This is a genomic window from Mesorhizobium sp. WSM4819 (genome assembly GCF_055811215.1).
The window spans coordinates 48725-71750 of sequence record NZ_JBVVQO010000019.1; the positions used below are offsets into that span (position 1 = coordinate 48725).

Sequence of the window (23026 nt, forward strand, 5' to 3'; positions counted from 1 at the left end):
CCTCTCGTCGCGTGCGGCTACAAGCCGGCCACGACTCCTAAAACGACAAGAAAGAAGCCTGAATGCGCCCTTCCAAACGCCAATTCGACGAAATGCGCGCCATCTCCTTTGAGCGCGGCGTCTCCAAGCACGCGGAAGGCTCGTGCCTGGTGAAGTTCGGCGACACCCACGTGCTTTGCACCGCCAGCCTCGAAGAAAAGGTGCCGGGCTGGATGCGCAATTCCGGCAAGGGCTGGGTGACGGCGGAATACGGCATGCTGCCGCGCTCGACCGGCGAGCGCATGCGCCGCGAGGCTTCGGCTGGCAAGCAAGGCGGCCGCACGCTGGAAATCCAGAGGCTGATCGGCCGTTCGCTGCGCGCAGTGGTCGATCTGCAGGCGCTGGGTGAGCAGCAGATCACCGTCGACTGCGACGTGATCCAGGCCGATGGCGGCACGCGCACCGCCTCGATCACCGGCGGCTGGGTGGCGCTTTACGACTGCCTGCGCTGGATGGAAGCCCGGCAGATGGCCAGCGTCGCCAAGGTGCTGAAGGACCATGTCGCGGCTATCTCCTGCGGCATCCACGACGGCCAGCCGGTCATCGACCTCGACTATCTCGAGGATTCAGCGGCCGGCACCGACGCCAATTTCGTCATGACCGGCAAAGGCGGCATCGTCGAGATACAAGGCACGGCCGAGGGCGAGCCTTTCTCGGAAGAGCAATTTGCGGCGCTGATGGAATTGGCCAAGAAAGGTATTGCGCGACTGGTCAGCCTGCAGCAGATGGCTGTAGCTTAACCCTGTCATGACTCCTTCTGCCATCCTCGAATCAGCGCTATATGTGACCGACCTCGCTGCCGCGGAAAAATTCTACACCGATGTGCTCGGGCTCGATCTGCTGGGCAAGGTCGACGGCAGGCATCTTTTCTTCCGTTGCGGGGACGGCGTGCTGCTCATCTTCAACGCCGAGGCGACCAAGGTGCCGCCGGCGCCCGATGCCAAGCTGAAAGTGCCGCCGCACGGCACGGTCGGCGACGGCCATCTCTGCTTTGCGGCGAGCGCGGACGAGATCGTGCGCTGGAGAGCGCATCTTGAGCGCAAGAAAATCGCCATCGAGAGCGAGTTCGAATGGCCGCAGGGTGGCCGCTCGATCTATATTCGCGACCCCTCCGGCAATTCGATCGAATTCGCCGAACCAAGAATCTGGGGCATCTGATGCATTCGCTTGATGGACATGAGATCGTTGTCGCCAGCCACAATGCCGGCAAATTGCGCGAATTCGCCGATCTGATGGCGCCGTTCGGCATAGAAGCGAAGTCGGCCAAGGAATATGGCCTGCCGGAGCCGGACGAGACCGGCACCACCTTCGAGGAGAACGCCTATATCAAGGCCTTTGCCGCCGCCAAGGCGACAGGCCTGCCGGCATTGTCGGACGATTCCGGCCTGTGTGTCGATGCGCTGGGCGGAGCGCCCGGCGTCTACACCGCCAACTGGGCCGAGGCGCCCGACGGGAGCCGCGACTTCGGCATGGCGATGCAGCGAGCCGAAGTGGCGTTGCAGGAAATCGGCGCGGTTGCGCCTGCGCAGCGCAAGGGCCGTTTCGTCGCCGTCATCTGCCTGGCCTTTCCCGACGGCGCGGCCGAATATTTCCGAGGTGAGGTCGAGGGCACGCTGATATGGCCGCCGCGCGGCGAACTCGGCTTCGGCTACGACCCGGTGTTCGTGCCGGACGGTTTCCAAAAGACTTTTGGCGAGATGACCGCAGAGGAGAAACATGGCTGGAAGCCCGGCCAGCCGACGGCATTGTCGCATCGGGCTCGCGCCTTCCAGAAATTCGCGCAAGCCAGACTGGATTTGGCGCGATCGGCGGTGAAATGACCATGCTGCTCGACCGCAGCCCCGGTTTCGGCGTCTACGTGCACTGGCCGTTCTGCGCGGCCAAGTGCCCCTATTGCGACTTCAACAGCCATGTCCGCCACCAGCCGGTCGACCAGGAGCGTTTCGCGCGCGCCTTCGAGACCGAGCTTGCGACGATGCGCAACCGCACCGGACCGCGCGAGGTGACCAGCATTTTTCTCGGCGGCGGCACGCCATCGCTGATGAAGCCGCAAACCGTGGCGACGGTGCTGGACGCGGTGGCGAAGAACTGGACAGTGCCTGCCGGCATCGAAGTGACGCTGGAAGCCAACCCGTCTTCGGTCGAGGCCGAGCGCTTTCACGGCTACCGGGCGGCAGGCGTCAACCGGGTGTCGCTCGGCGTGCAGGCGCTGAACGACAGGGATCTGCGCTTTCTCGGCCGGCTGCACAATGTCGATGAAGCGCTGCACGCGATTGGCCTGGCGCGTGAGATTTTCCCGCGGCTGTCGTTCGACCTGATCTACGCACGGCCCGGCCAGACAACGGAAGCGTGGCAGGCGGAGCTCGAGCAGGCGATCGGCCACGCCGCCGACCATTTGTCGCTCTACCAGTTGACCATCGAGGAAGGCACGCCGTTCCACGCGCTGCATGCGGCCAGGAAATTCGCTATTCCCGACAATGACCATGCCGCCGATCTCTATGCGCTGACGCAGGAGATCACCGCCGCGCATGGGCTGCCGGCCTATGAGATTTCGAACCACGCCAGACCAGGCGCCGAAAGCCGGCACAATCTCACCTATTGGCGCTATGGCGAATATGTCGGCGTCGGTCCCGGCGCGCATGGCCGCTTCGTCGAGAACGGCCGCCGCGTGGTGACGATCGCGGAACGAATGCCGGAAACCTGGGCCAATCTGGTCGAGGCCAAGGGCCATGGCGTCACCGGCGGCGAGATCCTGACGCGCTCGGAAGAGGCCGACGAGTTCCTGTTGATGGGGCTGAGGCTGGCCGAGGGAATCGACCTCTCGCGCTACGAAGCGTATTCCGGCCGTGGCCTGTCGACGGCGCGGCTGTCGATGCTGCAGGGCGAGGGGCTGGTGGCGCCGATCGGCAATGCCCGCCTGCGCGCCACGCCGGCCGGCATGATCGTGCTGGATGCGGTGGTGGCGGATCTGGCGCGGTAAAGCACAGGCCAGGACTACGAAGGAATATCCCAGCGCCGGGCCAGCCTGCAATCCGCGACCGATATTTACTTGCAAGCGTGGGCCTGACTGGTCAAGCTTCTGTCGGGTGCCGCTAATATGCGGTTGAAGCAGACGGCGGGGCTAAAATGCGCCTCTTCAATATCGCGCTTGCTGTCCTTGCCCTGATCGGCGGGCTGGAGGTGGCGTGGGCTGAAAAACGCGTTGCGCTGGTGATCGGCAATTCGAACTATCAGCGGGTGGCTAGACTTCCCAATCCGAACAATGACGCTGCTGACATGGCGACCTTGCTCTCAATGGTAGGGTTCAAAGTATCTCGCAAGATGGACTTGGACCATACCGCGTTCAGGAAAGCTCTGCAGGAGTTCGGTCGCGCGGCGGAAGGTGCTGATTTCGCAATAATCTACTTTGCGGGACATGGGGTTGAGGTTGAGAATAGAAATTTTCTCGTGCCTACAGATGTCAGCCTGAGCGCTGATTCCGACGTGGAGTTTGAGGCAATCCCGCTGGATTTGGTGATGAACGCGTTGTCACGTGTCTCCGGCGTGCGGGTGGTTCTACTTGATGCTTGCCGGGACAACCCTTTTATCGCGGCCATGCGAAGATCAAATGCAATGCGTTCCATCGGCAGAGGCCTGGCTGCGATTGAACCGGCAGCCGGAACCCTGGTCGGGTACGCTGCGAAGGAAGGTACAACCGCTTTCGATGGAGCGGGACGGAACAGTCCCTACACTGCAGGGCTGTTGGCGCATTTGGGTGAACCCGGGGTAGACATCCAATTCGTGTTCCGCAAGGTTCGCGACACTGTTCTGGCCGCGACAGGCGGCAAGCAGGAACCATTCACGTATGGATCGCTGCCTGGCAGGGAAATTTTCATTGCCCCTCCTCGTGGCGCAACGGCAGTCTCGCCAGCCAACAACAGCAGCCGAGATGCGAGCCTGACGGAAATCGAGATGTGGACCTCAATCCGCGGCTCCAAAAGCAGCGGAGCGTTAAAGGATTATCTTCAACTGTACCCGGACGGCCTGTTTGTGCCTCTCGCCAGACTCCAAATTCAACAGTTGGAGAATGCAGATCATCAATCGGACGCCAGCCAGGAAGATGCCCCGAACGAGCTGGCGAAGCGGATACAGCGCGAGCTTGGCCGCGTTGGGTGTAATCCGGGAAACCCAGACGGCATCTGGGGTGGAAGGACCCAGGAGGCGTTGCGCCGTTTCGCTCGCCACTCCGGCGCTGAGATCGACATGGCGAAACCGACAACAATTGCTTTGAAGATATTGGAAGGAAGCACAGCGCGCGTGTGTCCGGTAGTTGCCCGGCCGAATTCGATACAAGAACCCGGCCATGCAAATGGCCCGAATACCCGGCCACGACCGACAACGGAACAGAAGCGTGCCGCCGCTACTCCGAGCGCGAGCAGGCCAGCTCGCGTTTGCAGGGCAGAAACCCACGATGAGTGCAGGGTCAGAGCGCGGGCCGCCGGGGCTCGCCGGGGCAGCGGCTTCTGCCGCGATCGACTTACAATCTGCGAGTGACGTGCCTCGGCAGAACTTGCCGATCTGGCGTCCCTCAGCGGCCACGAGCCCTGTTGAAGCCGGCGAGAACCGGCGGCAAGCGGCAGCAGAAAGCTATGCTCCTGCTGGCGCGACTATTCTAGGCTGAATACCTCGATCATCTCGGCGCGCCCTTTGACCTCGTGATGGCCGCAGGAACTGAAATATTGCCTGCCTTCAGGCCAGTGCTCGACGAATTGGGCGCTGACCAATAGCGGCTTGTCCAGTTTTCGCGTCAATCCCTCAATACGAAAGGCCAAATTCACGGCATCGCCCAGCGCGGTGTTGATGCCTTTGCCCATAGCGCCGATAGCAACTTCACCCACATGAAGGCCAATGCGGCAGTCGAGTACGATGTCTTGTTGTTCCTTGACCAGTACTCGGGTTGGCGACGTAGCCGCGTCTTCCGCAGCGCGGAGCGCCTGGGCAGCCTGAACCGCAGCGACACAGACGTCCGCGGCCGTCCCGTGCCAATAAGCAAATACACAATCACCGATGAATTTGTCGATCGAGGCACCGTAGTGCTTCAAGATCATATTGCAGTCCATATACCACTCGGCCAGGAGGGCCGCCACCTGTTCCGGGGATAGCCTTGCGCTAATTGCGGTAAACTCCTTCAAATCAGCAACGAACAGGGTGGCCGGCCGGCTCTTGGGGGCTGCCGGGTTGCCCCATTGAGTTTTTGTGTTCGCCACTTGCGAATCTGGATCGGGGGGGTTCGTGCCCTGGTCGAAAAGAAAAATCGATCTGCCGAACTGGACGCGATCGCCGGTGTGCAGCACACGCGCGGTTGTGAGCGCCACGTCATTCACATAACTGCCATTGGCACTGCCGACATCGACAACCCAGTAGTTCGCGCCGTCGCGCCGGATCGTTGCATGCTGGCGCGAAACTTCCCCGTCTTCCAAGCGTATGGTGGCATGTTCGCCACGACCAACCAGGTTGAAATCTCCCAGCCTGTAGGCCTCTCTGTCACCCAGTGCGGTTAAAGTTGCCGACATGATCCTCTCCCGTACGCTCAAGCGCGCACGCAGGTCCAATATTAGCACGTTACGAACAGAGGCTGGCGACATTCCAGACGACGACGAGTTCATGGACCCGGGTCTGGAGCGTCTGCTGGAAGCGCGCGTCTAGAAATATTCGGGTTGAATGATGTGGCCGAGCGTTTCCCCCTCGCTTTAGAGAGAAGTGTCTCGGCCGTCGCGAAGATCGCGGTAATCAGGCGTCGTGCTGGGGGCGGCGCTTGGCGTGGTCTTTCTCGGCGTCCGCCTCGCCGTCGCGAGCCGGCTTGGCGTCGCCCTTGTCGCGGCGGGCGCGGTATCGATCGCCTGTCGGATGTGGGGGCGCTCCATTGCGGGAGGTTTTGGTTTCAAGGCGGGTGATGAAAATGTCGAAGCGATTGGGCATCGTCTGGTCAGTGCTCCATCGTGCTGCCGGTGCCGGTCGAGGGCTCGATCTCGAGCTTGGTTGCCTTTGACGGCCGACGCTTTCGCGGCTTTTTAGCCGAGCCGGCGCCGGCTTTGGCAGGCAGGCCCTTGTCCTTTCGCACGGCAAAGCGCTTGCGGCCTGCATAGTAGGGGTCGAAAACGTCCTGTATCTTGAGGCTGTCCATCCTGCTCCTCCCGAGATCAGGCATAAATCCGCCGGGCACGGTTTCGTTCCGCAGTGTGGCAAAGGCATGACAGCCGCGTCACTTCGGCATGGGTTTTGCCACCCGGCGTGAGCCGTGCCAAACAGGGTCGAATGCATTCAAGGTCAGAGCCTGACGGGGGACACCGGTGACCGGCGAGTCGGCAAAACGCAGCTACGTGATCGGCCAGACCGAGATACCGGCCCGGCCGCTCGAGCCGGCGCTCTACCTGGTGGCGACGCCGATCGGCAATCTCGCCGACATCACATTACGCGCGCTTGAAACGCTCGCCGCCGCCGACATCGTCGCCTGCGAGGACACGCGTGTCAGTCGCGTGCTGCTCGACCGCTACGGCATCCGCCGCCGCACCACTGCGTATCATGAGCACAATGCCGGCGAGGCCGGCCCAAAGCTGATCGCAGCCTTGCTGGCAGGGCAGAGCGTGGCGCTGATCTCGGACGCCGGCACACCGCTGATCTCCGATCCGGGCTACCGACTGGTCGGCGAAGCGATCGACCAGGGCATTCGCGTCGTGCCGATCCCCGGCCCGTCGGCGCCGCTCGCGGCGCTGACGGCCTCCGGCCTGCCCTCTGACGCCTTCCTGTTCGCCGGCTTCCTGCCGGTGAAGACCGGCCAGCGGCTGACGCGGCTGGAAGCGCTTAAAACCGTGCCGGCGACGCTGATCTTCTTCGAATCGCCGCGCCGGCTGGCCGAGACGCTCGGTGCCATGGGCGAGGCGCTGGGCGGCGCCCGCAAGGCCGCGATCGGCCGCGAGCTGACCAAGACATTCGAGGAGATACGGACCGGCAGCCTGCAGTCGCTCGCCGATCATTACGCGGCGGCCGACACGCCGAAGGGCGAGATCGTCATCTGCGTCGGCCCGTCGGACGCAACGGCCGACGAGCCGGCGGACATCGACCGGCTTCTGCTTTCGCTTGCCGCCGAGATGCCGGCCTCCAAGGCGGCGGCGGAAGCCGCCAAGATGACCGGCGGCCAGAAGCAGGCGCTTTACCGACGGCTGCTCGAACTCAAGGACACCGGCAAAGACGGCGGCACCGGGAAAGACAGCGATGGCTGAACGCCCGGTCGCCAGCCGCCAGCGCGCCTATCGGCGCGGCCACCGCAGCGAGTGGCTGGCGGCTGCGGCATTGATGGTGAAGGGCTATCGGATCCTGGCCCGCCGCCACCGCACACGGTTCGGCGAGATCGACCTGATCGCGCGGCGCGGCGACCTGGTGCTGATCGTCGAGGTGAAGGCTCGCCGCACGCTGGTGGAAGCGATGGAAGCTGTTCGCTGCGAATCGGAGCGCCGCATCGAAAGCGCCGCCGATCTCTGGCTGTCGCGCCAGTCCGACTATGGCAGATTGTCGGTGCGCTTCGACATGGTCGCGGTGCTGCCGTGGCGCTGGCCGGTGCATGTCGAGAATGTTTTTTACGGGCGGAGCTAGGCTCTGGAAGTCGCCGGTGGGATCCGGATCGCAGCGCACTGACCATTCCACGTAGAACGCTCCATCGCGGCATAATCCAAGTCGATGTGCCAGCCGGCTCGGTCGCGAATTTCCGGACGTTTGCGATCGCAGCGAAGATTTCGTCCCGGGAAGCAGCGCCGACTTTCAAACGCTGGTTGACTTTCGGCGGCAGGCGCCGATTCTCAAGTCAAAGGCGGCCTGTCAAAGCAACATGCCGCCCGAACGATCAGCACGACGATCGAGAGCTGCTTTGAACCTGGTCAATCCGCCGAGCCTTGTTCTAAACGGTGTCGAGTTCGATTTCGACGCCGGTCTCCTGCACGGCGAGGATGGTGATGATGTCCCGCTGAGGCCTCAATCGCTTGCGGTGCTGAAGCATCTGGTCGCCAACGCCAACCGTGTCGTGACCAAGGAGGAGCTCCTGGACGCTGTCTGGCCCGGCATCGCGGTGACGGAAAACAGTCTTTCCCAGTGCATCAGCGAAATCAGGAAAGCCATCGGCGACGAGAAGCAGAGCCTGCTCAAGACAGTCGCGCGACGGGGATATCGCTTTGTCCCCGAACGCCAAGCGCCCGGCATACCTCACGATCGCTACCCGCAGGTTCACGGCACTGCCTCTCCTGACCTGCACGAGACCAAAGGCCGGCGAACCCTGATATTGGTAAGCGCTGTACTGGCAATCATTGCCGCAGTCGCGGCGTTCATCTGGAGGCCTGCATTTGATACGGAAGTGCCGACCTCGCTCTCGATCGCGGTTCTGCCGTTCGCAAATCTCAGCGAAGCCGAGGAGCAGGCCTATCTTGCCAACGGTTTCGCGGACGATCTGACGACAGAGCTGGCGCGCGTTCCCGGCCTGTTCGTCGTCTCGCGCAATGCCGCGCGTGCATATCGCAACAGCGGTCTGCCGCCGGCGAAGATCGCGAAAGAGCTCGGCGTCCGCTACCTGCTGGAGGGCTCGGTTCGACGTCTCGGCGATGAAGTGCGCATCAATGCGCACTTGGTCGATGCCTCGACGGTTGGCCAGATCTGGGCCGAGCGGTTCGAAGGTCCATTCAGCGATGTGTTCAAGCTCCAGGACCAGGTGACCGGTCAGATTGTCGCCGCGCTGCAGCTAAAGCTCGTCCCGGGAAAAGCAAACCTGGCCGTGTCCGGCGATACTGACGATCCGGAAGCTTACCAGGCTTTTCGGCGCGCTATCGAGGCGCGACGAACGGATACACCATCAGGCACCGTGGACGCATCTCGCTACCTGCGCCAGGCCCTGGCGCTGGATGCCGATTTCGGCGCGGCGGCCGCGGAATTGGCATGGCTCCACTGGGATGCCGACGACGCGAGGAGACAGGCCCTAGGGCTTGGTTGGACCGAGATCGACGACGAGCTCTACGGCAATCTGGCCATCGCTGCCGGAAATCCGTCGCCCGGTTACTATCAGCTGATTTCCGAGCTTCTGGTCCGGGAGCATAGGTCCGACGAGGCGGTGGCTGCCCTGCAAAAGGCGATAGCGCTCGACCCGAGCGATTCCTGGACCTACGAAGGGCTGAGCCAGGCCCTCATCTTCAACGGCAGGCCGGCTGAGGGGCGAACCTTTCTCGAGGCGGCCCTACGCGTCGATCCCGGGTGGACGGAGTGGCGACACTATCAGGCTGGCTTGGCGGCGTTCGGCCAGGGCCGCTACGAGGAGGCGGTCGCGCAGCTTGAGCAGGTCGATGTTCGGTCGCCCAATCCCTGGACGAAGTTCTACGGCCTGCATGTTCTTGTCGCAGCGCTTGCGCATCTCGATCGCCTGCCGGAAGCGGCCTCAGCCCTGGAGCAGCTCCGAAGCGTGCTGTCGGAAAGGCAGGAGGGTCAACCGAACCTGCTGATCGCGCAGCAGTTCTTCGTCTACAAGCGACAGGAAGATATCGTTCGCCTGCTCGATGGCTTGAGGAAGGCAGGGGTTTCTGAGCTTCCTGCCGGAATGGAACCCGAATCCGCTGAACGGATGAATGGCGTCGACATCGGCAATCTCATGATCGGACACGAGCTGACGGGACGCCAGGTTCTGCCCGATGTCTTGGCTTACCATGCTGTGATTGCGGCAGACGGCAGCGTGACCCGAACAGTTGGTGAGGAGGTCGTGACCGGTCGAATGTGGGTGCAGGGCGACAGCCTGTGCACCGCCTATCCGCGTAAACTGACGGGCTGTGGCGCCGTGTTCCGCAACCTGAGCGTGACGCCCGGAGCCCCGAACGAATACATACTTCTGTCTCGCGTCAAGCGTTACGAATTCTCGGTCGCGAAGTAGCAGCACTTCGCTGCGTTTACAGAGGCCATGAGAGATTGAGGTTCATTTCGCTCATGCCTTCGGTGGCGTACGGGCCACAACGCTTCAATGCGTCCGCGAAATCCCTGGCCAAGCCCTTGAACGTCTCGGTCTGCGGCGCAACGTCGATGATCTGGATGGCACTGACTTGACCCTCGCGGGTGAAACTGACGCGGACATCTGCACTGAAGCTGATCCCGCGCATCGCCGTCTGCGTAGGCCAACAGCTTGCTGCCCGTTCGAGAATGTGGCGGCTCAGACCATCACCAGCGGACGCGGTGGTCGCGGCGCCGATCACGAGAACTCCCAAGATGCGGTTGATCATCCTTTATCTCCTCAGTTCGACGCCAGAACCGTGTGGGAACGTCGTGGGAGAGAGGACGCGAGGGCTCGTTCGAAGTCATGATATCGGCGTGAAAAAGTTCTGAAGAGTGGTGAACACAGTCGATTCGGCCATCAGATGCATTCAAGCGGGTGAGAACGACCCCGCGATGACGGCTTGGGTTGGAGGGGCGGGTCTACGCTGGTCGTCCCCCACCATCAGCCGACATTGTTAGGCCAAACGAACAAATAGAGCCCTTGGCGACAAAATAAGCGTGCCGCCTCACCCCCGGACGAACAGCGCCGCCAGGCCGACGGTGCCGATAACCAGCCGCCACCAGCCGAACAGCGAATAGCCGTGGCGCGAGACGTAGTTGAGCAGGAAGCGCACGACGATAAGCGCCGCGACGAAGGCGGCGATGAAACCGGCGGCGATGATGGGCAGATCGGCGCTGGTCAGCACATTGCGGTTCTTGAACAGGTCGAAGGCGAAGGCGCCGACCATCGTCGGCATGGCGAGAAAGAAGGAGAATTCCGCAGCCGCGCGTTTGTCGACGCCCAGAAGCAGCGCGCCGACGATCGTCGAACCGGAACGCGACGTGCCGGGGATCAGCGAAAGGCACTGGAACAGTCCGATCTGCAGATAGAGCCGGAGCGGAAACCGCTCGACGTCGTGATAGAGCGGCTTCGGCTTGAAGCGATCCACCCACAGCAGGACCAGGCCGCCGATGATCAGCATGACGCAGATCAGCCTCGGCGATTCAAACAGCACCGTCTTGATGAAGCCATGCGCCAGCGCGCCGATGACGGCCGCCGGCAGAAAGGCGACGAGGATGCCGAGAACGAAATGCCGCGTCACCCGATCACGCGGCAGATCGACCAGCATCTGCCACAGACGATGGAAATAGACGCTGAGGATAGCCAGTATGGCGCCGAGCTGGATCAGGATCTCAAACGCCTTGCCGGTCGAATGGAAGCCGAGAAAGTGGCCGGCAAGCAGGATATGGCCAGTCGACGAGACCGGAATGAACTCGGTCATGCCCTCGATCATCCCGAGCAGCAGCGCCTCGACGATGGTCTGGCTTTCCATGTAAACCTCGGCGTTCGAGTGAGGGCTTGAAGAACGGCTTGCTTGTCATGGCGCGGAACTCCTCCTATAGGTCGCAGCACCCTGACGGCCCTTTGAATTGGGGCGGCCAAGACTTACCGGCGCAGCCGGCGATTTGCCAGTGCGCTCTATTATCGCGGGACCATGCTGACGCTTTTCCACCACCCGATGTTCGCCACCTGCCGGTTCGTTCGCCTCGCTTTCGGCGAGTATGGCGAGGAGCTGGCGCTGATCGAGGAAAAGCCGTGGATGCGGCGCAAGGAGTTCCTGGCGCTGAACCCGGCAGGCACGCTGCCGATCCTGCTTGCCGAAGGCGACGTGCCGATCGTCGGCGCCATGGTCATCGGCGAATATCTCGACGAGACGCGCGGCGTGCTCAAGCGCGACAAGCGGCTGTTCGCCGAGGACCCGATGGGGCGCGCCGAAATCCGCCGGCTGATCGACTGGTATCTCAGCAAGGCCGATAGCGAGGTGACGCGGCATCTGGTGCGCGAGCGCGTGCTGAAGCCGGTCATGCCGGAAACGGCGGGCGGCGGATCGCCCGATTCGGCGGCGATCCGTGCAGCGCGCGCCAATATCCGCCAGCACATGAAATACACCAACTGGCTGGCCGGCACACGCCATTGGCTGGCCGGCAACAAGGTCACCTATGCCGACCTCGCGGCTGCGGCTGCGTTGTCCGTTCTCGACTATCTCGGCGAGATCGACTGGCGTGAACATGCTGCCGCGCGCGAATGGTATGCACGGGTGAAATCACGGCCATCGTTCCGGCCGCTATTGTCCGACCGGGTGCGCGGCCTTTCGCCGGTATCACATTATGCGGACCTCGATTTCTAGAGCGCAAAACCTGCGCGCGCTGATCGACCGCGAGGCTCGGCGCGCCGGTTTCGATGCCGTTGCCGTCACCGCGCCAAATGCCATCCCGCAGGCGCCGGCCCGGCTTGCCGCATTCGTCGCCGACGGCTTTCACGGTTCGATGGGCTGGATCGCCGAGACGCTCGAGCGCCGCGGCGAGCCGACGGCACTTTGGCCTGAGGTTCGCTCGATCATCGTGCTGGCCATGAACTACGGGCCGGACCACGACCCGCGCGCGGTGCTGGCGAAGCGCGAGCGCGGCGCGATCTCGGCCTATGCGCAGAACCGCGATTATCACGACGTGATGAAAGGCCGGCTGAAAGAGATCGCCGGCAAGATCGTGGCCCGCTCGGGGAGCGACGTAAAAGTGTTCGTCGATACCGCCCCGGTGATGGAAAAGCCGCTGGCTGAAGCCGCCGGCCTCGGCTGGCAAGGCAAGCACACCAATCTGGTCAGCCGCGAGCACGGCTCCTGGCTGTTCCTCGGCACCATCTTCACCACGGCCGAGCTTGCGCCCGATATGCCCGAGGACGACCATTGCGGCTCCTGCCGCGCCTGTCTCGACGCCTGCCCGACCGACGCCTTTCCGGCTCCCTACCGGCTCGATGCGCGCCGCTGCATCTCCTACCTCACCATCGAGAACAAGGGGCCGATCCCGCACGAGTTCCGCGAAAAAATCGGCAACCGCATCTATGGCTGCGACGATTGCCTGGCCGCCTGCCCATGGAACAAGTTTGCCCGGGCAGCGTCCGAGGCAAAGCTCGTCGCCCGCGCGGACTTGCGCGAGCCGCCGCTCGCCGATCTGTTGGCGCTCGACGACGCTTCCTTCCGGTCGTTCTTTAGCGGTTCGCCGGTCAAGCGCATCGGTCGCGACCGCTTTGTCCGCAACGTGCTGATCGCCGCCGGCAATTCCGGCGAACCCTCGCTCGGAAACGCCGTGCGTGCGCTGCTCGGTGACGCCTCGCCGCTGGTGCGCGGCGCAGCGGTATGGGCGCTGTCACGGCTTGTGCCGGCTTCGGATTTCGCCAAATCGGCCACCGCTGCGGTGAAAGCAGAAGGCGACGAGGCCGTGCGACGCGAATGGCGCCTGGCGCTGGCAAACCAGATCGAGGCGCATGCATGAGCGAGAAGCAGATCCTCATTTTCGGCGCCGGCTATTCGGGCAAGGCATTTGCCCGCGCCAGCAAGGATGCCGGCACGATCCTTGGCACGACACGCGCAGCGGAGAAATTCGAAGCGCTGCGGCAAGCCGGAATCCAGCCGCTGCTTTTCGATGGCGCGCTGACGCTTGAAATCAGCGACGCGCTCGAGAAAACAACCCACCTCGTCGTCTCGGTGGCGCCGGAAGAGGCCGGCGACCCGGTGCTGAATGCGGCGCGCCAGGCAATCGCGAAGATGCCGGCGCTCGAATGGATCGCCTATCTCTCCACCGTCGGCGTCTACGGCGACCATGGCGGCGGCTGGGTCGACGAGACCTCCGAATGCAGGCCGCTGTCGAAGCGCTCGATGCTGCGTGTCGCCGCCGAGCAGGACTGGCTAAAGCTGGGTCGAGACATCGCCCGGCCGGTGGCGATCCTGCGGCTTTCCGGCATCTACGGGCCGGGACGCAATGCCCTGGTCAATCTGGAAAACGGCACCGCGCGGCGGCTGATCAAGCCGGGCCAGGTGTTCAACCGCATCCATTGCGACGACATTGCGGGGGCGCTTTGGCATCTGCTCAAGCACACCAGTGGCGGCATCTTCAATGTCGCCGACGACCTGCCGGCGCCGCCGCAGGACGTCGTCACCTATGCCGCAGGGCTGATGGGCGTCACACCGCCGCCGGAAATTCCGTTCGAGACCGCCCAACTTTCGCCGATGGCGCGGTCCTTCTATGGCGAGAACAAGCGCGTCGCCAACACGGCTATCAAGGCGGCCGGCTATCGCTTCCGCTTTCCCGACTACCGGTCGGCCTTCGACCATATGTGGGTTTTGGGCAACTGGCGCGATGGCGAGGCGCGCAGCCCGATGAAGCGGTCGTGATCGAAATCGCGCGCCGAGCGTGCTATGATTCGACCCAATTTGCAGAGGGGTTCTGCTTTCATGACGATGTTGAAGCGACCATTGCCCGGCAAATCGCTGCTGCTGAAGCGTGTCGCAACGCGCTTTAGATCTCTGTTTATGCATGTCGTTGTCGCAAAACCGCTGCGCACTTTTGGGCGACATGCATTAGCAGCACTCGCCGTCCTCGCCTTGGCGGGGCTTGCAGCGCGACCTGCGACGGCCGAAGAGCTGGCGAAAAACCTGTTCGGCGCCAAAAAGCTGCCGGCCGTGGCTGCGCCGCAGTCGATCGGTTTTTATTCCAAGGGCTGCTTTGCCGGCGGCGTCGCCATACCCCTGAACGGCCCGAAATGGGAGGTGATGCGGCCTTCGCGCAACCGCCGCTGGGGCCATCCGACGATGATCGCGCTGATCGAGAAACTGTCGCGCGATGCCGCGGCCGATGGCTGGCCCGGCATTTTGGTCGGCGACATTTCGCAGCCGCGCGGCGGCCCGATGCTGACCGGCCATGCCTCGCACCAGATCGGCCTCGACGCAGACATCTGGCTGACGCCAATGCCCGACCGCAAGCTTTCGCTCGAGCAGCGCGAAAACATGAGCGCCACCTTGCTTGTCGATGAAAAGACCCATTTGGTGAAAGATGCGCTCTGGGCGCCGGCGCATACGCGGCTGCTGAAGCGCGCGGCAAGCTATGCGGAAGTCGAGCGCATCCTGGTCAATCCCGGCATCAAGAAGAAGCTCTGCGACACGGTGAAAGGCGACCGTGGATGGCTGCGCAAGGTAAGGCCGTTCTGGGGCCACGACTATCACTTCCACATCCGCATCGGCTGCCAGCCCGGCTCGCCCAAATGCAAGGCGCAGGAAAACACCGCGCCAGGCGACGGCTGCGACCAGTCGCTGGCATGGTGGTTCACCGAGGAGCCGTGGCGCCCCAACAAGAACCCGGACAGGCCGAAAGCGCGCGACCTGATGACGATGGCGAGCCTGCCCGCAGCATGCCAGGCCGTGCTCGACGGGCCAAATCCGGCTTCGACGGAGGCGGTCACCTATTATGGCGACTATTATGGCGAGGACGGCGTGCCGGTCGCGGCTGCACCCGTTCTCACCAAGGCTCCGTCGCCGGCACGGGCATCGGCAAGCGGCGCGGCAGCCCTCCCGGCCACGGCCAACGCATACGCCGAAACGCCCGAGATCGGCATTCCGCTGCCGCGACCCCGGCCGGGGTATTGAGGCCAGCTAATGTTGGAGACAACCAACTGTTGGGGTCGGCGCCTCCCCTCATTGCCCTGCCGGGCATTTCTCCCCGTATAGTGACGGGGAGAAAGGGCTGGCCGCTGCCTTGGCGCCGTTCTTGCAGCGTTGGAGATTGGCGAAACCATCGATGAGAGCGTCCCTCTTCCCGTCACTATACGGGGAGAGGATGCCGGCAGGCAGGTGAGGGGCAGCGCCAACGCTCTCCCCTGAAGCGACTTTCCCTTTCCCGGGTCATGCGCTAGTCAACAAAAGAACGGCGGAACGCCACTGGGAACCGGGACGGACGAGAGCATGCCAGGCGACGACGACACCGTGCTGCAGTTTCCGGTCCTGATCGGCGACATCGGCGGCACCAATGCGCGCTTTTCGATGGTGCTCGACGCGACTTCGGAACCAACCGAACCGCAGATCGTCCAGACCGCCAATTTCAACACCATCGACTCAGCGATTCAGGCGGCGGTGCTCGACCGTTCGTCGGTGCGGCCCAACTCCGCCGTGCTGGCGGTGGCCGGCCCGGTCGACAGCGACGAGATCCCGCTCACCAACTGCCCGTGGATCGTCAAGCCAAAAAAAATGTTTGCCAGCCTCGGCCTCGGCGACGTCGTGGTGCTCAATGATTTCGAGGCGCAGGCGCTGGCCGTCGTGGCGCTCGGCGAAGAGCATATGGAAAAGATCGGCGGCGATGCGCCGGAGCCCAATGCCGGGCGCGTGGTGCTTGGCCCCGGAACCGGGCTTGGCGTCGCCGGCCTGGTCCACGCGCTGAACCACTGGATACCGGTGCCCGGCGAGGGCGGGCACATGGATATCGGGCCGCGCTCGCCGCGCGATTTCCAGGTGTTTGCGCATATCGAGAAGCTCGAGGGCAGAATCTCCGGCGAACAGATCCTGTCCGGGCGCGGCCTGGTCAATGCCTACCGGGCGGTGGCCAGGGCGGACGGCAAGCCGGCGCCGTTGACCACGCCGGCCGAGGTCACCGCCGCGGCGCTGGCGAAGTCGGATCCGGTGGCCGAGGAAGCGCTGTCGCTGTTCGTCACCTGCCTCGGGCGCACCGCCGGCGACCTTGCGCTGGTGTTCATGAGCCGCGGCGGCGTCTTCCTGACCGGCGGCATCGCGCAGAAAATCCTGCCGGCGCTGAAGTCAGGCAATTTCCGCGCCGCCTTCGAGGACAAGGCGCCGCACAGCGAGCTGATGCGCACCATGCCGGTCTATGTGATCACCCATCCGCTGGCAGCGCTTTCCGGCCTTGCCGCCTATGCCAGAAACCCATCGCTGTTCGGCGTCCAGACGGCGGGGCGACGCTGGCGGGCCTGACCCACAGAGTTTTTGCCGGCCTCGGCCATAGGCAAGCCGGCACCGGGGCGCTAAGAGGATTGCCGAATTAACCCGGCCGCGGAGCCCGGACCGACGTCACGGAACGATTACGACTTGAACCAGTCGCCAAACACCCAAGCCCCAAACCACCAAGCCAAAGCCCGGCCCGGCGAGGTCGTGGCGGTGATCCGCCGCATCCTCGCCGAGAACGGCCGCGACTATCGCTGGTATTATGTTCTGGCCGTTCTGTGCTTGGTGATGGTTGCGGCCACGACCGCCTTCACCGCCTGGATCATGAAGGATGTCGTCGACCAGATATTCTACCAGCAGCGCGGCGATCTCATCGCGCTGATCTGCTTGTTGATCCTTGGCGCCTTCATGCTGCGCGGGCTGGCCACCTACGGCCAGGCGGTGACGCTGGCCAGGATCGGCAACAATCTGGTGGCGCGCTACCAGCGCCGCATCTTCGCCCATCTGATGAAGCTCGGCATCAATTTCTTCAACGACACGCGCTCGGGACGGCTGGCCGCCCAGGTCAACGAGAACGTCAACGGCATCCGCGACCTGCTGTCGATGACGCTGACATCGTTGGCACGCGACGCCGTATCGCTGATCGCGCTGATCGGCGTCATGATCTGGCAGGATCCGATGCTGTCGCTGATGTCGCTGCTGATCGGGCCGCCGCTGATCTACACCGTCGTCTATCTGACCCGCAGAATAAGGGGTGCCACGCGCGAAGCCGTGCAGATAAACGCGCGGCTGATCGGCGCCATGCAGGAAGCGACGCAAGGCATCGCCATCGTCAAGGCGTTTACGCTGGAGGACGAGCTGTCGCGCCGCATCAGCGATCTTGTCGCTGGCGCCGAGCAGCGGGCAAACCGCATCGCCCGCGTCTCGGAACGGTTATCGCCGATCTCCGACATGCTGGCCGGTTTCGCCGTCGCCGGCGTCATCGCCTATTCCGGCTACCGGGCAGCCGTCGGCGGCCAGCCGCCCGGCGCGGTGTTTTCCTTCATCACCGCACTGCTGCTCGCCTACGACCCGGCCCGGCGGCTGGCGCGCATGCAGGTCGGCATGGAACGGGCGCTGGTCAATGCGCGCATGATCTACGAGTTGCTCGACCTCGAGCCGCAGCAAGGCGACGCGCCCGGCGCGGCCGAAGTGAAGATCGCCCGGGGCGAGGTGCGCTTCAACAATGTGTCGTTCGGCTATGTCGCCGACGCCCCGGTGCTGCAGGATCTCAGCTTCGTTGCCGCCGCCGGCAAGATGACGGCCATCGTCGGCGCCTCGGGCGCCGGCAAGTCGACGCTGGTGGCGCTGCTGCAGCGTTTTTACGATGTCGAGGCGGGCAGCATCGAGGTCGACGGCCAGGACATTTCGCAAGTCACCAAGCAGTCGCTGCGCCGCTGCATCGCCTATGTCTCGCAGCAGCCCTATCTGTTCGAAGGCAGCATTCGCGACAACATTCGCTACGGGCGGCTGAGCGCCAGCGACGCCGCGATCGAGCTGGCCGCGCAACAGGCCGAGGCCGATGGCTTCATCCGCCAGCAGCCGCAGGGCTATGACACCCCTGTCGGCGAAGGCGGCCTGACGCTGTCGGGCGGCCAGCGCCAGCGCCTGTCGATCGCTCGCGCCATCGTGCGGCAGGCGCCGATCCTGCTGCTCGACGAAGCGACCTCAGCACTCGACAACGAAGCGGAAGCGCGCGTCCAGCAGGCGCTGACCCAGATCATGGCGGGGCGCACGACCATCGTCATTGCGCACCGGCTGTCGACCGTGGTCAATGCCGACCATATCATCGTGCTGGAACAGGGCCGGCTGGTCGAGCAAGGCACGCATGCCTCGCTGATGGCCGACCCGCACAGCGTCTATGCCCGGTTCCACCGGGTGCAGGGCAACAAGGGGCTGGGGCTTGTCGACGACGGCAAGCCAATCCAAACTCTGCTGCGGCGCGCGAAAAAAGCGATTGGGAGAAATTTATGAGCGGTACGGCCACAAACGACCCGCCCGTCAGTGAAATGGGCCTGGTGGTGGTCGGCGCGGCTGGAAGGATGGGCCAGGCGCTGATCCGCGCCATCCACACCATTCCGGGCGCCCGCGTCGCCGGCGCGATCGAGCGGGCCGGCTCGCCGCATCTCGGCAAGGATGCCGGCGAACTGGCCGGTATCGGCACTATCGGCGTGGTGATCGGCGACGATCCGCTGCCGGCTTTCGCCAGCGCCGACGGCGTCCTCGATTTCACCAGCCCGGCGGCGACCGTCGAATTCGCCGGCTATGCGGCGCAGGCGCGCATCGCCCATGTCATCGGCACCACCGGCTGCTCGGCGGACGACAATGCAAAGATAGCGGCGGCGGCGCGCCACGCGACGATCGTCAAGTCAGGCAATATGAGCCTCGGCGTCAATCTGCTGGCGGTGCTGGTGGAGCAGGCGGCGCGCGCGCTCGATGCCGACGATTTCGATATCGAGATCCTGGAAATGCATCACCGGCACAAGGTCGATGCGCCGTCGGGCACGGCGCTGCTGCTCGGTGAAGCCGCCGCCGCCGGGCGCGGCATCGACCTTGACGAGAACAGCGTGCGGTCGCGCGACGGCCATACCGGCGTGCGCAAGACCGGCTCGATCGGCTTCGCCACGCTGCGCGGCGGTTCGGTGGTCGGCGACCACAGTGTTCTGCTGGCCGGCACCGGCGAGCGCATCACGCTTGCCCATCACGCCGAGGACCGGGCGATCTTCGCCCGCGGCGCGGTCAAGGCCGCACTGTGGGCGCGCGGCAGGAAGCCGGGCCTGTATTCGATGCGCGACGTGCTCGGACTCGCCTGAGACGATCTCATCCACCAAACTGAAGGAGCAAAAATGTCGGGAACTCTCGTGCTCGTGCGCCATGGCCAGAGCGAATGGAACCTGAAGAACCTTTTCACCGGCTGGCGCGACGTCGACCTGACCGAATTGGGCCACGCCGAGGCCACGGAGGCGGGCGCCAAGCTGAAGGCGCGCGGCATGAAATTCGACATCGCCTTCACCTCGTCGCTGATCCGGGCGCAGAAGACCTGCCAGCACATTCTCGACGCCGTCGGCCAGAGCGATCTCGAGACTATTCGCGACCAGGCGCTGAACGAGCGCGACTATGGCGACCTCTCCGGCCTCAACAAGGACGACGCGCGCCAGAAATGGGGTGAGGAGCAGGTGCATGTCTGGCGCCGCTCCTACGACGTGCCGCCGCCCGGCGGCGAAAGCCTGAAAGACACCGGCGCGCGCGTCTGGCCCTATTATCTGCACGACCTGCAGCCGCATGTACTGCGCGGCGGCACAGTCCTGGTCGCGGCGCATGGCAATTCGCTGCGCGCGCTGATCATGGCGCTGGACGGCAAGTCGGGCGAGGAGATCGTCAGGCTGGAGCTCGGCACCGGCGTGCCGGTCATCTACAGGCTCAACGCCGATTCGACGGTGGCATCCAAGGAAGTGCTGGCCGGCTGAGCCGGCGGGGCAGCTTTCAAAAAAGCGCGTTGACACTCACCGTTTGCCCGCCTAAAGAGCCCGCACCAGCCCAGATGGCGGAATTGGTAGACGCGCACGGTTCAGGTCCGTGTTCCGCAAGGAGTGGAGGTTCGAGTCCTCTTCTGGGCACCAATCCCTTTGTAAGCTCTTGATTTCCTGGAAACCTTAGGTTTCCGGGTCATCAGCTGCTACACAAAGGTGCTGTCGCCTTGCGAATAACCTCACCCAACAAGACGTCCTGATACGCCCCCTGGTTCGTAAGGCGCATGCCTGCGGACATCTCCAGGTTGGCGCGCGGCGGCCGCGGTTGTGAGCATCTTCCCATACGGAATGTCATCGAGTAGCGTGCAGGGGCGGCATGTGACGGCGCTCTCCTTGGCGAATGCACTGCTGCACCTTCAGCAGCTGCCGTCAGAAGATGGGGCTGGTGTCACAACCCGGTGCTTGCCGTGACAGATTGTTCCCGTCCCGGTTCTTTTCGGCACCGAAACGAGGGGAAAGAAATGCACAACCGATTTCGGCGGTGCCTGCGGAGAATGTCGCTGGCGGCATTGACGATGCTGGCGGTTCCGGTCCACGCGGCTGATCTCGTCATTGCAATGCCGAACTGGCCGTCGGGCCAGGCGACGGCAAACATTCTCAAGGTCAGCCTGAAGCAACATTTCGGGCTCGATGCCGATGTGCGCGAGATGGGGACGCTCATTGCCTTTGCCGGCCTCGATTCGGGCGAGGTGGATATTCATCCCGAAATCTGGCTGCCCAACCTGGACAATCTGGTGAAGAAGTATGTCGACGGCGCCGGCACGGTAGCCATCAGTCCCATCGGTGTGCCGGCATGGCAGGGGATATGCGCCACCCGCGAAACTGCCGACAAATTTGGCATCCGCGACATTTCGGATCTCACCGACCCGCGCAAAACCGCCGCGTTGGACACGGATCGGGACGGACGCGGAGAACTCTGGATTGGCGCCGAGGGTTGGTCCTCGACGGCGATCGAGCGTGTCCGCGCCAACAGCTATGGCTACGCCGAGACAATGACATTGCTGGAGACGCCGGAGGACGTCGGAATGGCGGCTGTCGATGCCGCGGTTGCCACGGCTCATCCGATGGTGTTTGCCTGCTATGCGCCGCATCACGTGTTTGAACTGCACGAAATTGTCCGGCTTGCCGAGCCGCCTTTTGACCCGGCAAAGTGGAATATCGTGCTGCCTTCCGAGGATCCGCTCTGGGTCTCGAAGTCCAGCGCGCCGGTGTCATGGGATACGGCACATTTCCACATCGCTTACGCCACCTCGCTGCGCAAGAAATATCCTAAGGTGGTCGCGTTCCTGGAACGGGTCGCCCTCAAGCCCGAGGACGCCACCAAGATGAGTTATGCGCTCCAGGTGGAGCGCCAGGATCCTTACGAGTACGCCAGACAATGGGTCGCCGCGCAGGGCGCTCGGGTGCAAGGGTGGGCAAATCCATGACCGGAAAGCTGACGATCGCGGGACGCACCGCTCTCCAGCGGCGCTGCCTGACGGCAATTGTCGCGGTAGCGCTCGGTCTTGTCGCGGTGGCGGCGCTGGCGGCCGGAACCCAGGTTTTCGATCCGAAAACCCGCAAATGGGTGGACTATGACCGCGCCAAGGCGCGCAAATACTATGCCGCGCATAATCAAGTGCCAGAGGCGTTTCGCCCGCAGATGGTCAAGTTCCGCACCGCGGAAGCGCCCGGTACGATCATCATCGACGGCAACCAGCATTTTCTCTACCTTGTGCAGCCGGGTCAGCGCGCCATGCGCTACGGTATTGGCGTCGGCCGGGAAGGCTTTGGATGGGCCGGAATCGTGCGCGTCGGCCGCATGGCGGAATGGCCGACCTGGACGCCGCCGGCCGAAATGGTCGCTCGCGATCCGAATGCTGTCAAACATGCGGGAGGCATGCCGGGAGGGCCCGACAACCCGCTCGGCGCCAGGGCGCTCTATCTGTATGAGCGCGACCAGGACACGATCTACCGGATACACGGCACGCCGGAGCCGTGGACGATCGGGCTCGACGTGTCATCAGCCTGCATCCGGATGCGGAACGACGACATCACCGACCTGGCATCGCGCGTCAAGGTTGGGGCCAAGGTCATCGTTCTCATGCAGGGGGCGGCACTTTACAAGGGTGTTTGAAGCCGGGGTGTGTGAAGCCGGGGTGTGTGAAGCGGCATTCGGAGAGGGACAAGCAATGTCGGCAAAACCTGCAGTGAGAACTTCGATCCGGGCAACAGCAATTGGATTCCTGGCGGGGGCCCTGAGCGCTTGCGTCAGCACGCCGCCGCCGCCGCCGCCTCAGGACCAGATGTCCAGGACCCAGGTCGAGACGGCCCCGGCCGACCTTCAGCTGCTTTGCGCCGACGCAGCCGCCAAGGCGAGCGGTGCCGACAGCAGCAAAATACTTCCGGTTTCGTCGAGCAAGATCGATTCCACAACCTATCGGGTCGAACTCGATGCCAGCGGCAAGAAGACAAGCTGCCTTGTCGATACCGAAGGCAATGTCAAATCCGTTCAGCCCACCTGATCCGCTCTGGTCGAAGGATTTTGCGGCGATCTGACGATTGCCGCGAACCTGGCGTCGGCTTCGGAGGTGACGATTGGTGGCGACCAGCCGCGGCGAGGTTCAG

The 23026-nt window shown here is 63.7% G+C and carries 24 protein-coding genes and 1 tRNA gene; 20 read left to right on the forward strand and 5 right to left on the reverse strand.

Annotation, left to right across the window (positions count from 1 at the left end; translation table 11 throughout):
* Positions 1-62 precede the first annotated feature (62 nt).
* The 5 genes from rph to AC0L18_RS18420 all read left to right on the forward strand — a co-directional run bounded on the left by rph (position 63) and on the right by AC0L18_RS18420 (position 4572).
* Positions 63-779, forward strand: a complete 717-nt coding sequence (gene rph, locus AC0L18_RS18400) for a ribonuclease PH (RefSeq protein WP_473493635.1) — start codon at positions 63-65, stop codon at positions 777-779.
* Positions 780-786: 7 nt separating this feature from the next.
* On the forward strand, positions 787-1197 hold the full coding sequence (locus tag AC0L18_RS18405; protein WP_077375897.1) for a VOC family protein: 411 nt from the start codon (positions 787-789) through the stop codon (positions 1195-1197).
* Complete coding sequence (rdgB, locus tag AC0L18_RS18410) at positions 1197-1859, forward strand: RdgB/HAM1 family non-canonical purine NTP pyrophosphatase (protein WP_287221549.1); 663 nt, start codon at positions 1197-1199, stop codon at positions 1857-1859. Before AC0L18_RS18405 ends, rdgB begins: the two co-directional genes overlap by 1 nt.
* Positions 1856-3019, forward strand: coding sequence for a radical SAM family heme chaperone HemW (gene hemW / locus AC0L18_RS18415; RefSeq protein WP_473493636.1), 1164 nt, complete (start codon positions 1856-1858; stop codon positions 3017-3019). Before rdgB ends, hemW begins: the two co-directional genes overlap by 4 nt.
* A 146-nt stretch (positions 3020-3165) precedes the next feature.
* Positions 3166-4572, forward strand: a complete 1407-nt coding sequence (locus AC0L18_RS18420; RefSeq protein ID WP_473493637.1) for a caspase family protein — start codon at positions 3166-3168, stop codon at positions 4570-4572.
* Between the two features lie 113 nt (positions 4573-4685).
* Here the strand turns inward: AC0L18_RS18420 and AC0L18_RS18425 are convergent, their stop codons facing one another.
* The 3 genes from AC0L18_RS18425 to AC0L18_RS18435 form a co-directional block, all read right to left on the reverse strand.
* Positions 4686-5591, reverse strand: a complete 906-nt coding sequence (locus AC0L18_RS18425; protein ID WP_473493638.1) for an FHA domain-containing protein — start codon at positions 5589-5591, stop codon at positions 4686-4688.
* Between the two features lie 217 nt (positions 5592-5808).
* Positions 5809-5997, reverse strand: a complete 189-nt coding sequence (locus AC0L18_RS18430) for a hypothetical protein (RefSeq protein ID WP_473493639.1) — start codon at positions 5995-5997, stop codon at positions 5809-5811.
* Between the two features lie 7 nt (positions 5998-6004).
* Positions 6005-6202, reverse strand: coding sequence for a hypothetical protein (locus AC0L18_RS18435; protein ID WP_473493640.1), 198 nt, complete (start codon positions 6200-6202; stop codon positions 6005-6007).
* 166 nt (positions 6203-6368) lie between these two features.
* On the opposite strand from AC0L18_RS18435, the gene rsmI reads away from it, so the two are divergent.
* From rsmI to AC0L18_RS18450, 3 genes are all read left to right on the forward strand, one after another.
* On the forward strand, positions 6369-7298 hold the full coding sequence (rsmI, locus tag AC0L18_RS18440) for a 16S rRNA (cytidine(1402)-2'-O)-methyltransferase (RefSeq protein WP_473493641.1): 930 nt from the start codon (positions 6369-6371) through the stop codon (positions 7296-7298).
* On the forward strand, positions 7291-7668 hold the full coding sequence (locus AC0L18_RS18445; RefSeq protein ID WP_287213594.1) for a YraN family protein: 378 nt from the start codon (positions 7291-7293) through the stop codon (positions 7666-7668). The genes rsmI and AC0L18_RS18445 overlap by 8 nt, the downstream gene beginning before the upstream one ends.
* A gap of 388 nt (positions 7669-8056) precedes the next feature.
* Positions 8057-9973, forward strand: coding sequence for a winged helix-turn-helix domain-containing protein (locus tag AC0L18_RS18450; RefSeq protein WP_473493684.1), 1917 nt, complete (start codon positions 8057-8059; stop codon positions 9971-9973).
* Between the two features lie 16 nt (positions 9974-9989).
* On the opposite strand, the gene AC0L18_RS18455 is transcribed toward AC0L18_RS18450, so the two are convergent.
* Both AC0L18_RS18455 and AC0L18_RS18460 read right to left on the reverse strand, forming a co-directional pair.
* Positions 9990-10316: a hypothetical protein gene (locus AC0L18_RS18455; RefSeq protein WP_473493642.1), complete on the reverse strand. Its 327-nt coding sequence runs from the start codon at positions 10314-10316 to the stop codon at positions 9990-9992.
* 279 nt (positions 10317-10595) lie between these two features.
* Entirely contained in the window at positions 10596-11402 is an 807-nt protein-coding gene (locus AC0L18_RS18460; RefSeq protein WP_023803684.1) for an undecaprenyl-diphosphate phosphatase, read from the reverse strand.
* Between the two features lie 162 nt (positions 11403-11564).
* Between AC0L18_RS18460 and AC0L18_RS18465 the strand changes: the two genes are divergently transcribed.
* The 12 genes from AC0L18_RS18465 (at position 11565) to AC0L18_RS18520 (ending at position 22923) form a co-directional block, all read left to right on the forward strand.
* Positions 11565-12257, forward strand: coding sequence for a glutathione S-transferase family protein (locus AC0L18_RS18465; RefSeq protein ID WP_473493643.1), 693 nt, complete (start codon positions 11565-11567; stop codon positions 12255-12257).
* Complete coding sequence (gene queG / locus AC0L18_RS18470) at positions 12238-13398, forward strand: tRNA epoxyqueuosine(34) reductase QueG (protein WP_473493644.1); 1161 nt, start codon at positions 12238-12240, stop codon at positions 13396-13398. The genes AC0L18_RS18465 and queG overlap by 20 nt, the downstream gene beginning before the upstream one ends.
* The gene (locus AC0L18_RS18475) at positions 13395-14297 is read left to right on the forward strand and encodes an SDR family oxidoreductase (RefSeq protein WP_473493645.1); all 903 of its coding nucleotides are present in this window, start codon (positions 13395-13397) and stop codon (positions 14295-14297) included. The genes queG and AC0L18_RS18475 overlap by 4 nt, the downstream gene beginning before the upstream one ends.
* Before the next feature lie 138 nt (positions 14298-14435).
* A complete protein-coding gene (gene mepA / locus AC0L18_RS18480; protein ID WP_473493685.1) occupies positions 14436-15545 on the forward strand; it encodes a penicillin-insensitive murein endopeptidase in 1110 nt (369 codons plus the stop codon).
* A gap of 315 nt (positions 15546-15860) precedes the next feature.
* Positions 15861-16880 (forward strand): glucokinase, encoded by a 1020-nt coding sequence (locus AC0L18_RS18485; protein ID WP_473493646.1) that lies wholly within the window; start codon positions 15861-15863, stop codon positions 16878-16880.
* A 114-nt stretch (positions 16881-16994) separates the two neighbouring features.
* The gene (locus AC0L18_RS18490; RefSeq protein WP_473493647.1) at positions 16995-18863 is read left to right on the forward strand and encodes an ABC transporter ATP-binding protein; all 1869 of its coding nucleotides are present in this window, start codon (positions 16995-16997) and stop codon (positions 18861-18863) included.
* Positions 18860-19702, forward strand: a complete 843-nt coding sequence (gene dapB / locus AC0L18_RS18495; RefSeq protein ID WP_473493648.1) for a 4-hydroxy-tetrahydrodipicolinate reductase — start codon at positions 18860-18862, stop codon at positions 19700-19702. Before AC0L18_RS18490 ends, dapB begins: the two co-directional genes overlap by 4 nt.
* A 33-nt stretch (positions 19703-19735) precedes the next feature.
* The gene (locus AC0L18_RS18500) at positions 19736-20356 is read left to right on the forward strand and encodes a 2,3-bisphosphoglycerate-dependent phosphoglycerate mutase (RefSeq protein ID WP_473493649.1); all 621 of its coding nucleotides are present in this window, start codon (positions 19736-19738) and stop codon (positions 20354-20356) included.
* 68 nt (positions 20357-20424) lie between these two features.
* Positions 20425-20509 (forward strand) — tRNA-Leu (locus AC0L18_RS18505).
* Between the two features lie 404 nt (positions 20510-20913).
* Positions 20914-21846, forward strand: a complete 933-nt coding sequence (locus tag AC0L18_RS18510) for an ABC transporter substrate-binding protein (protein ID WP_473493650.1) — start codon at positions 20914-20916, stop codon at positions 21844-21846.
* Entirely contained in the window at positions 21843-22535 is a 693-nt protein-coding gene (locus AC0L18_RS18515; RefSeq protein ID WP_473493651.1) for a L,D-transpeptidase, read from the forward strand. Before AC0L18_RS18510 ends, AC0L18_RS18515 begins: the two co-directional genes overlap by 4 nt.
* A 169-nt stretch (positions 22536-22704) precedes the next feature.
* The gene (locus AC0L18_RS18520) at positions 22705-22923 is read left to right on the forward strand and encodes a hypothetical protein (RefSeq protein WP_036263676.1); all 219 of its coding nucleotides are present in this window, start codon (positions 22705-22707) and stop codon (positions 22921-22923) included.
* The last annotated feature ends 103 nt before the right edge of the window (positions 22924-23026 follow it).

Bases quoted from the DNA above. Each gene is read 5' to 3' on its own strand.
- AC0L18_RS18435 (WP_473493640.1), bottom strand. From the start codon at position 6,202: ATGGACAGCCTCAAGATACAGGACGTTTTCGACCCCTACTATGCAGGC.
- AC0L18_RS18455 (WP_473493642.1), bottom strand. From the start codon at position 10,316: ATGATCAACCGCATCTTGGGAGTTCTCGTGATCGGCGCCGCGACCACC.
- rdgB (WP_287221549.1), top strand. From the start codon at position 1,197: ATGCATTCGCTTGATGGACATGAGATCGTTGTCGCCAGCCACAATGCC.
- AC0L18_RS18500 (WP_473493649.1), top strand. From the start codon at position 19,736: ATGTCGGGAACTCTCGTGCTCGTGCGCCATGGCCAGAGCGAATGGAAC.
- AC0L18_RS18510 (WP_473493650.1), top strand. From the start codon at position 20,914: ATGTCGCTGGCGGCATTGACGATGCTGGCGGTTCCGGTCCACGCGGCT.
- AC0L18_RS18430 (WP_473493639.1), bottom strand. From the start codon at position 5,997: ATGCCCAATCGCTTCGACATTTTCATCACCCGCCTTGAAACCAAAACC.
- AC0L18_RS18520 (WP_036263676.1), top strand. From the start codon at position 22,705: ATGTCCAGGACCCAGGTCGAGACGGCCCCGGCCGACCTTCAGCTGCTT.
- AC0L18_RS18485 (WP_473493646.1), top strand. From the start codon at position 15,861: ATGCCAGGCGACGACGACACCGTGCTGCAGTTTCCGGTCCTGATCGGC.
- AC0L18_RS18445 (WP_287213594.1), top strand. From the start codon at position 7,291: ATGGCTGAACGCCCGGTCGCCAGCCGCCAGCGCGCCTATCGGCGCGGC.
- AC0L18_RS18515 (WP_473493651.1), top strand. From the start codon at position 21,843: ATGACCGGAAAGCTGACGATCGCGGGACGCACCGCTCTCCAGCGGCGC.
- AC0L18_RS18405 (WP_077375897.1), top strand. From the start codon at position 787: ATGACTCCTTCTGCCATCCTCGAATCAGCGCTATATGTGACCGACCTC.
- AC0L18_RS18420 (WP_473493637.1), top strand. From the start codon at position 3,166: ATGCGCCTCTTCAATATCGCGCTTGCTGTCCTTGCCCTGATCGGCGGG.
- dapB (WP_473493648.1), top strand. From the start codon at position 18,860: ATGAGCGGTACGGCCACAAACGACCCGCCCGTCAGTGAAATGGGCCTG.
- mepA (WP_473493685.1), top strand. From the start codon at position 14,436: ATGCATGTCGTTGTCGCAAAACCGCTGCGCACTTTTGGGCGACATGCA.
- AC0L18_RS18460 (WP_023803684.1), bottom strand. From the start codon at position 11,402: ATGGAAAGCCAGACCATCGTCGAGGCGCTGCTGCTCGGGATGATCGAG.
- AC0L18_RS18465 (WP_473493643.1), top strand. From the start codon at position 11,565: ATGCTGACGCTTTTCCACCACCCGATGTTCGCCACCTGCCGGTTCGTT.
- AC0L18_RS18475 (WP_473493645.1), top strand. From the start codon at position 13,395: ATGAGCGAGAAGCAGATCCTCATTTTCGGCGCCGGCTATTCGGGCAAG.
- AC0L18_RS18425 (WP_473493638.1), bottom strand. From the start codon at position 5,591: ATGTCGGCAACTTTAACCGCACTGGGTGACAGAGAGGCCTACAGGCTG.
- hemW (WP_473493636.1), top strand. From the start codon at position 1,856: ATGACCATGCTGCTCGACCGCAGCCCCGGTTTCGGCGTCTACGTGCAC.
- queG (WP_473493644.1), top strand. From the start codon at position 12,238: ATGCGGACCTCGATTTCTAGAGCGCAAAACCTGCGCGCGCTGATCGAC.
- rph (WP_473493635.1), top strand. From the start codon at position 63: ATGCGCCCTTCCAAACGCCAATTCGACGAAATGCGCGCCATCTCCTTT.